Here is an 8,327-nt window from a genome sequence, read left to right on the forward strand (position 1 = left end):
CGACGAAGATTTGTCGAGCCTGACAGCTCACGCACAGTCATCGCGGTCCTGAACATCAGGAGCCTGCCGGAATGCGTACAAGTCTCTCCAATAACGTCGCGCTGAATCTGCCCGCCTCTGCCCTCGATCAACCGTTGCCCCCTGACGGCTTGAGCGAACCGTTACAACTGAGCCCGCGTCTGCACAACAACGATCTGGCGCCGACCAAGGCCGAAGGCCGGCGCTGGGGCAAATACAGCATCTTCGCCCTGTGGACGAACGACGTGCACAACATCGCCAACTACTCGTTCGCCATCGGCCTCTACGCTTTGGGCCTGGGTGGCTGGCAGATTCTGCTGTCGCTAGGGATTGGCGCGGCGCTGGTGTATTTCTTCATGAACCTGTCCGGCTACATGGGGCAGAAAACCGGGGTGCCGTTTCCGGTGATCAGCCGGATCAGTTTCGGCATCCACGGCGCGCAAATGCCTGCACTGATCCGGGCGGTTATCGCCATCGCCTGGTTCGGCATTCAGACGTATCTCGCGTCAGTGGTATTGCGCGTGTTACTGACGGCAGTCCATTCCGGCTTCGCCGAATACGATCACAACTCGATCCTCGGCCTGTCGACTTTGGGTTGGGTGTGCTTCGTGGCGATCTGGTTCGTGCAATTGGCGATTCTTGCCTACGGCATGGAAATGGTTCGTCGGTATGAAGCATTCGCCGGGCCAGTGATTCTGCTGACCGTCGCCGCCCTCGCCGCGTGGATGTACACGCAAGCCAACGCGACCATCGCCTGGTCGATCCGCGAACCACTGACCGGCGGCGAGATGTGGCGCAACATCTTTGCCGGCGGCGCGCTGTGGCTGGCGATCTACGGCACGTTGATTCTCAACTTCTGCGACTTCGCCCGCTCCTCGCCGTGCCGCAAGACCATCAAGGTCGGCAATTTCTGGGGCTTGCCGGTGAATATTCTGGTGTTCGCCGCGATAACAGTCCTGCTGTGTGGCGCGCAATTCCAGATCAATGGCCGGATCATCGAAAGCCCGACCGAGATCATCGCTTCGATTCCCAACACCTTCTTTCTGGTGCTGGGTTGCCTGGCGTTCCTGATCGTTACCGTGGCGGTGAACATTATGGCCAACTTCGTCGCCCCGGCCTTCGTGCTGAGCAATCTGGCGCCGAAATACCTGACCTTCCGCCGCGCCGGGCTGATCAGCGCGACCATCGCGGTGCTGATCCTGCCGTGGAATCTCTACAACAGTCCGTTGGTGATCGTGTACTTCCTGTCAGGTTTGGGCGCCCTGCTCGGCCCGTTGTACGGGGTGATCATGGTCGACTACTGGCTGATCCGCAAAGGCCGGATCAACGTTCCTCAGCTCTACAGCGAAGACCCCAACGGCGCTTATTACTACAGCCGCGGTATCAATTGGCGCGCGGTGACGGCGTTTATTCCCGCTGCGCTGATCGCCATCGTCCTGGCGCTGGTGCCTGGTTTCCACAACGTTTCGCCCTTCTCTTGGCTGATCGGCGCCGGGATCGCCGGAATGCTTTACCTCATCATCGCCAAACGCCAACCGCACTACGCCGACGTCAGTGGCGAAGCCTTCGCCGTCGACAACGTCTGCCATTAACCCCTTCTCGGCCCGGACTTCGGGCCGCAGAACTGCCCGTTATAAGGATTTTTCATGCGCATTCTCGTGGTCAACGTCAACACCACCGAATCCATCACTCAGGCCATTGCCCGTTCGGCGCAGGCTGTCGCCTCACCCGGTACGGAAATTGTCGGCCTCACGCCGTATTTCGGTGCTGACTCGGTTGAAGGCAATTTCGAAAGCTATCTGGCGGCCATCGCCGTGATGGATCGGGTGATGTCCTACGACCAGCCGTTCGACGCCGTGATTCAGGCCGGTTATGGCGAACATGGGCGCGAAGGCTTGCAGGAGCTGCTGAATGTACCGGTGGTGGATATCACTGACGCAGCCGCCAGTACGGCAATGTTCCTGGGGCACGCGTACTCGGTGGTCACCACACTGGATCGCACCGTGCCGCTGATCGAGGATCGATTGAAATTGTCCGGTTTGTGGGACCGTTGTGCTTCAGTTCGAGCCAGTGGTTTGGCCGTTCTTGAACTGGAACACGAGCCGCAGCGCGCGCTGGAGGCGATCGTGCATCAGGCTGAACTGGCAGTGACGCAGGACAAGGCCGAAGTGATTTGCCTGGGTTGCGGCGGCATGGCCGGGCTCGATGAACAGATTCGTCAGCGTACCGGGGTGCCGGTGGTGGACGGGGTGACGGCGGCGGTGACCATTGCTGAAGCGCTGGTGCGGTTGGGGTTGTCGACGTCCAAGGTGCGGACGTATGCGACGCCGCGGCCGAAGAAGATCATTGGCTGGGCGGAGCGGTTTGCTCGCTGAGTTCACAGTCGGATATCGAGTCGCCTCATTCGCGAGCAAGCTCGCTCCCACAGGTTTTGTGTTGAACCGGAGCCTTGTAAACGACACAAAACCCTGTGCGCAAACAGGGGCACCCAGGTCTCAGATGGCACTGAACCGCTGCGCCAAGCCCTGCTGCGCAAACTGCTCAATCACAAAATCGACAAACGCCCGCGTCTTGCCCGGCAACAATTTATGCTCGGCGTAGTAGATCGAAATGTTGCCGTCATCGATGTACCAATCCGGCAGCACGCGCTGCAACGTGCCCGCCTCCAGATAACCCACCGCAAACGGCATGCTCACCAGTGCAATTCCCAGACTTTGCGCGGCAGTCGCACAGGCCGCCTCAGAGTCGCTCATGGTCATTCGCGTCTTAAGGGTCAGTGGTCGGCAGAGCTGGCTCCCACTGCTGATCAACTGCCAAGAGCGCACTCGACCGGTTTGCGGCGACCGAATCAGGATGCCATCGTGGTGTTGCAGGTCATCAGGCTCGACGATTGCTTTGTGACTTTCCAGATAACCCGTCGATGCCACCAACACTCGGTGCGCCGGCGCCAACTTTCGCGCGACGACACCTTGGGGCAATTCAAATCCCCCGCCGATCGCCGCATCGAAACCTTGCCCAATCAAATCGACCTGACGGTTATCAAAATGCCAGTCAGGGTTGATCGCCGGAAATCGACGTAAAAACGCTTCCAGCAACGGCACTATGTACAAGCGACCGAACACCGTACCCATACTGACTTTCAAAGTCCCCGCGGGCAGGCCTTCGACACTGGCCAGATTGGCCACCGCGTTCTGGATGGTCGTCAGACTGGCACTGACCTGACTCAAAAAAAGCTGCCCCGCCTCGGTCAACGTCAAGCTACGCGTACTACGCTGAAACAAGCGCACACCGAGCCGCGCCTCGAGTTTCGCCACGCTTTTGCCAACCGCCGCCGGTGTCAGACTCAGGCGCCGCGCAGCCTCGGCAAAGCTGCCGACTTCGGCACTGCGAACAAAGCATTCGATACTGCTGAAGGTTTCCATGGTCGCCACTATAAACTTTTGGTTTACACAGACTATAGCAATCAGGGTCTACACGGTTGTGGATCAGAAGCCGATACTCGGTTCCAACAACAAGGCATTCCGCCTTGAATACTCTGGAGATCGAACATGTCCACTCAACACCTCAGCGGCAAAGTCGCTCTGATTCAAGGCGGTTCCCGTGGCATCGGTGCTGCCATCGTCAAACGTCTGGTCGCTGAAGGCGCTGCGGTTGCCTTCACTTATGTCAGCTCAACGGTCAAAGCCGAAGAGTTGCAAAACAGTATCACCGCCAGCGGCGGCAAAGCCTTGGCGATCAAGGCTGACAGCGCCGACGCCGACGCCATCCGCCATGCGGTCAGCGCCACAGTCGAAGCCTTTGGTCGCCTCGACATTCTGGTCAACAACGCCGGCGTACTGGCCGTCGCCCCACTGGAAGACTTCAAACTGGAAGATTTCGACCAAACCGTGGCGATCAACATTCGCAGCGTTTTCATCGCCTCCCAAGAAGCCGCCAAACACATGGGCGAAGGTGCACGGATCATCAACATCGGCAGCACCAATGCTGACCGTATGCCCTTCGCCGGCGGCGGTGTGTATGCGATGAGCAAGTCGGCGCTGGTGGGCCTGACCAAGGGCTTGGCGCGTGATCTGGGCCCTCGTGGTATCACCGTGAACAATGTGCAACCCGGCCCGGTCGACACCGACATGAACCCTGCCAGCGGTGACTTCGCCGAAAGCCTGATTCCGTTGATGGCCGTGGGTCGTTACGGTACAGCCGAAGAAATCGCCAGCTTCGTCGCTTACCTCGCAGGGCCTGAAGCCGGTTACATCACCGGAGCCAGCCTGACCATCGACGGTGGCTTCGGCGCCTGATTTTTTGCAATCGCCTGTAAGAAAAACGCCGCCCCTCCTTTAACAGAGGGGCGGCGTTTTTTGATATCTGGCGTTCAGGCCCATTCCAGCGCTGGCAAACCACAGGCGCTCGGGATAAAGGCTTTCAACGACCGCAGAATACCGTCGGCGTGTGCGTATTTCTCATCGGCCATCGCGGCATCGGGAATGGCGATGGCGGTCATGCCTGCGGCTTTGGCCGCGGTAACGCCAAACGGCGAATCCTCGAACACCAGACAATCCTCAGGCGCGACACCCAAACGACGGGCCGCGGTGAGGAAAATATCCGGCGCTGGTTTGGCTGCGCCGACTTGCGGATCGTCCGCGGTGACGATGAAATCGAACAGTTCAAACCAGTCGCGGTGCAAGGTGGTTTTCTGGCCGAACGACTGACGCGACGAACTGGTGCCCACTGCAATCGGAATGTTGTGCGCCTTGAGATGGCGAATCAATTCCTCAGCGCCCGGCATTGCCTGAGCCTTGGGAAAACGCTCGCGCATCAATGGCTCACGAATCACCAGAAACTCTTCGGCAGTGATCGGCAAATCGAGCGCCTGGACCACGTAATTGGCGAGGTCATTGGCGCCTCGGCCGATAATGTTCTGTTTGACGCTCCAGTCGAAGGTGCGCCCGTACCGCTCGGCAATCAGCGAAGTGACCTCGGTATAAATGCCCTCGGTATCCAGCAGCAAACCGTCCATATCGAAAATCACGGCCTTGATCGGGCCAAACGCCTTCAGCGGTGCATTCATCATCGGATCCGTTATCAAACATATCCCAGGCGACGGGTAGCGCCGCTGCTCGGACCTGATTAAAGGGTTCAGCAGCATAACGATCGCAACGGGCATTGAGCAACGGTCAATACTCGTCGACGCGATGAACTAATCGCGTGCATTTAGCGAAACGCCCTACAGGCATTGCCTACTCCCCCGACTTCTTTCCTTTTTGATCATCCGCAAAGTCCGCGCACCTTTTTTTCACGTGCGCGAGTGACTGCGAATGCTCCAACCCGATCGGCTTCTGGCCCTGAACAACAGCATCGGTCTGCTGGTGGTTGCCGCCCTGAACCCTGAACACCCGGACTTCGAAAACCTGATCCGGGAGTTTCGCCTGTGCCTGAACAACTACGACGTTTGGGCCGAACAGTTCTGGACGGGCACAGCGCTGGATGTCGAACAGGTGTTCAAGGTCGGCAATGATGTGCAACTCAGCGCACCGATCAAATCTCGCCAGCCCATCAGCTCATCCGTGGTCATGTGTAAGGCAAGCGGCCCGTTGACGCTGGTGCACATGTTCGAGGCCGCGCAATACGTCCCCATCGGTAATACCCCGGTGACGCTGGAGCCGGTGATCGACGATGCCAACGGGGTTTTGACATTCGGAGAACCGATACCCCACACCATCGGCCCGAGCGGCATTCTGGAGCTGAACGACTGCGACCGGGGCCAGCGTTATCGCGTCACCTTCTTTCCCGATGTCTGCGCTGAGCATGTCCGAGCGTTGTACGCCTCTTATCAAGGCATTCTCGACGACCTGGAAGTCTGGTTACGTGGGGAGTGGACGGAATTTCAGCCGCTATGGGCAGCGTTTTCCAGCGCCGGATTCATTGAGCGTTACGGTCAACTGCAACAAGCCGACTGGCGCGGATTCGAGAACGCCCTGCACGGCGTTTGGGATGACATCAAGCAACTGTTTGCCCTGCTTGCCGACTTGCAGACCAATAGCGAAAAGCTGCTGGAGTACCTGACCGACATTGAGCTGGACGCCCTGCTGCAAGCCTCAAACGAGGCCATCGCTAACGGTCTGCTGATCCTCAGCGACGAGCCGCTGATGTTCATTCATCTGGCCGCATTCACCAGTTGGCTGAAAATGCTGCCGCCGCAGTACCTGGCCGAAGTGGTGGCCGAGGTTCGCGTCGAGTTGTTGATCAGTTTCCTGTTGATGCGGGTATCTGGCGGTGTCGGTGTACCGCTGCGCTTGAGCAGCAAAGTGTTGGCCAAGATCAAATCGCCACGGGCGCGGGAGTGGCTGGCGGCCTCGGCATTGCGCCTGGCTGAACTGACCTCTGCGCCCGAGCTGAGTCAGCATGCGAGCGTGCTCAAGCCGTTGGTACTCAATGCCCGTGACGCTGAGTTGAAACCGACACCGTCAATTGCGCTGAATATTCGTCAGGCCGATTCGGTGGTTTTGACGGTGCCGAATCCAGCGCCCATTGCCCGAAACAAGACTCATGGCATGGCGCGACTGGAGCGCCATGAGGCCCACGACGACGCCCCTAATCAGGCAAAAAATCCCAACGGTGACAGCGCCGATTGTGTGCCGTCGACCTGCACCAACGGTTGCCCCGTATCGATGGTCACCGGCGAAGAACTGCTGACCCTCACCGATGGCACGCTCGATGGCTTGCTGCCGTTCGAGTTCACCCGGTTGTATCGCACCAGTGCGGCCGAGATCGATGTCGGGTTGGGGTTTGGCTGGAGCCATTCGCTGGCGCATCGGCTGGCGTTCGACGCTGACGAGGTGGTCTGGATTGACCACGAAAACCGACGTACACGGTTTCCGTTGCCGAGTGTCGAGCGGCCGGCGATTCACAACAGTCTGTCGCGGGCGGCGATCTTTCTCGGCGATGAACCGCAGGAGTTGATCCTTGCGCTGGCCGGGGAAACAGCGCGGTTTTATCACTTTCGGGCGGGGCGGCTTACGGCGATCAGTGATGCTTATGGCAACCGTCTGACGGTGCATAGGGATCGGTCTGACAGGGTTCAGCGATTGGATAACGGGGCGGGTCGGTCTCTGTTATTGCGCTACGACCGTCAGCACCTGGTCGGCATCGATTACCAGTCGTTTCAACAGGCTGAGTGGAAGACTGAACACTCCCTCGTCAGCTACCGCTACGACGCCTATCAGCACCTGATCGAAGCGACTAACGCGGCCGGTGACAGCGAGCGTTACGACTACGACGATCTGCACGTCATTCTGCAGCGCCAACTGACCGGTGGGGCGAGCTTCTTCTGGGAGTGGCAAGGGGCCGGCAAGGCTGCCCGTTGTGTCCGGCACTGGGCGTCGTTCTCGCAGATGGACACCCGCTACGTCTGGAATGACGACGGCAGTGTCGCGGTGCATTACGTCGACGGCACCGAAGAAACCTACGCCCACGACGACCGCGCCCGATTGGTGCGCAAGGTCGAGGCTGACGGTGGCGAACACCTCAAGGCCTACGACGATGAGGGGCGGTTGATCGCCGAGCAGGACCCGCTCGGCGCCGTCACCGAATACCGCTACGACGACGTCGGACGGCTGATCGCGCTGATTCCGCCGGATGATGTGCCAACGTCCTACGAGTACCGCAACGGTTTCCTGCACCGCCGTTCGCGTGGCGAAGCGCTGTGGACCTATTGGCGCAATGCCCAGGGCGATGTCATCGAGGCGGTCGATCCCGACGGCCACGTCACCCATTACCACTACGACGCCCGCGGGCAGTTGCTGTCGATCCGCTATCCGGACACCAGTCGGCATGTTTTCGTCTGGAACAACCTCGGCCAGTTGATTGAAGAAACCCTGCCCGACGCTGGCGTGCGGCGCTTTGCCTACGACGCACTGGGGCGGAGGACTACAACGGCGGACGAACACGGCGCCGTGACTCGCCAGCATTGGGACGCCGTTGGCCGACTGATCCAGACGACTTCTCCTACGGGCGCCACACGCGCTTACAGCTACGGCGCCTATCACCAGGTCACCGCCGAACGCGACGAACTCGGGCGCATCACCCGCTATGAATATGACGACGACTTGCATCTGGTGTCCCGGCGGATCAACCCCGACGGCACGCGGGTGCAGTACCGATACGACCACGCGCAACTGCTGCTCACCGAGATCGAGAACGAGTCCGGCGAACAGTATTGCTTGGACTACACGCCCAACGGACTGATCCGACAGGAAACCGGCTTCGACGGACGACGTACCGCTTACGCCTACGACCTCAATGGCCACTTGCTG

Annotated in this window: 6 protein-coding genes; 4 read left to right on the top strand and 2 right to left on the bottom strand. The window is 59.5% G+C overall.

The features are described 5' to 3' along the window. Nucleotides 1-71 precede the first annotated feature (71 nt). Nucleotides 72-1,610: an NCS1 family nucleobase:cation symporter-1 gene (locus ACIOU6_RS23265; RefSeq protein WP_221733949.1), complete on the top strand. Its 1,539-nt coding sequence runs from the start codon at nucleotides 72-74 to the stop codon at nucleotides 1,608-1,610. 54 nt (nucleotides 1,611-1,664) lie between these two features. Next, complete coding sequence (locus ACIOU6_RS23270) at nucleotides 1,665-2,393, top strand: aspartate/glutamate racemase family protein (protein WP_401139023.1); 729 nt, start codon at nucleotides 1,665-1,667, stop codon at nucleotides 2,391-2,393. Between the two features lie 120 nt (nucleotides 2,394-2,513). Here the strand turns inward: ACIOU6_RS23270 and ACIOU6_RS23275 are convergent, their stop codons facing one another. Then, on the bottom strand, nucleotides 2,514-3,440 hold the full coding sequence (locus ACIOU6_RS23275) for a LysR family transcriptional regulator (RefSeq protein WP_221733951.1): 927 nt from the start codon (nucleotides 3,438-3,440) through the stop codon (nucleotides 2,514-2,516). Between the two features lie 126 nt (nucleotides 3,441-3,566). Here ACIOU6_RS23275 and ACIOU6_RS23280 point away from each other — a divergent pair, with 126 nt between their 5' ends. Further along, a complete protein-coding gene (locus tag ACIOU6_RS23280; protein ID WP_401139024.1) occupies nucleotides 3,567-4,313 on the top strand; it encodes a 3-oxoacyl-ACP reductase family protein in 747 nt (248 codons plus the stop codon). A gap of 74 nt (nucleotides 4,314-4,387) precedes the next feature. Here ACIOU6_RS23280 and ACIOU6_RS23285 read toward each other — a convergent pair whose 3' ends face one another. Continuing rightward, complete coding sequence (locus ACIOU6_RS23285) at nucleotides 4,388-5,083, bottom strand: HAD-IA family hydrolase (protein ID WP_221733953.1); 696 nt, start codon at nucleotides 5,081-5,083, stop codon at nucleotides 4,388-4,390. A 247-nt stretch (nucleotides 5,084-5,330) separates the two neighbouring features. On the opposite strand from ACIOU6_RS23285, the gene ACIOU6_RS23290 reads away from it, so the two are divergent. Continuing rightward, the coding region (locus ACIOU6_RS23290) for a DUF6531 domain-containing protein (protein ID WP_401139025.1) at nucleotides 5,331-8,327 on the top strand (2,997 nt) is incomplete at its 3' end.

It is taken from the genome of Pseudomonas sp. NPDC087615 (assembly GCF_044743445.1).
Lineage (GTDB): Bacteria > Pseudomonadota > Gammaproteobacteria > Pseudomonadales > Pseudomonadaceae > Aquipseudomonas > Aquipseudomonas baetica_A.

What these genes read in the sequence shown, in the direction of transcription:
- ACIOU6_RS23265 (WP_221733949.1), top strand. Translation starts at nt 72, where the DNA reads ATGCGTACAAGTCTCTCCAATAACGTCGCGCTGAATCTGCCCGCCTCT.
- ACIOU6_RS23270 (WP_401139023.1), top strand. Translation starts at nt 1,665, where the DNA reads ATGCGCATTCTCGTGGTCAACGTCAACACCACCGAATCCATCACTCAG.
- ACIOU6_RS23275 (WP_221733951.1), bottom strand. Translation starts at nt 3,440, where the DNA reads ATGGAAACCTTCAGCAGTATCGAATGCTTTGTTCGCAGTGCCGAAGTC.
- ACIOU6_RS23280 (WP_401139024.1), top strand. Translation starts at nt 3,567, where the DNA reads ATGTCCACTCAACACCTCAGCGGCAAAGTCGCTCTGATTCAAGGCGGT.
- ACIOU6_RS23285 (WP_221733953.1), bottom strand. Translation starts at nt 5,083, where the DNA reads ATGAATGCACCGCTGAAGGCGTTTGGCCCGATCAAGGCCGTGATTTTC.